The sequence below is a fragment of the Halioglobus sp. HI00S01 genome, assembly GCF_001635445.1.
GTDB lineage: Bacteria > Pseudomonadota > Gammaproteobacteria > Pseudomonadales > Halieaceae > Halioglobus > Halioglobus japonicus.
Genome location: NZ_LWEE01000332.1, coordinates 1 through 201 on the forward strand (window position 1 = coordinate 1; position 201 = coordinate 201).

At 58.7% G+C, this 201-nt stretch carries 1 protein-coding gene; it reads right to left on the reverse strand.

The features are described from left to right. Positions 1–201: hypothetical protein (locus tag A3709_RS24220; RefSeq protein ID WP_197484332.1), on the reverse strand; the 201-nt coding region annotated here is incomplete at both ends.

Below are 201 nucleotides of genomic sequence, written 5' to 3' on the forward strand. Positions count from 1 at the left end.
ATCGCGGCTTTACTGTCGCGGGATACTCGAGCAAGGCCTCAGAGTAGAACATGCGACGGGTATGGAAACCGATGCTTTCGCCAAAGCGCTGTTCCAGCGCACGCACCTCCGATGCGTCATTCTCGGGTGTTAACCGCCTGAGCGTGCTCGTGCGCTGCTCAACCCAGTCAATGATGTCACCTGCCCCCTGGGTGTAGATGC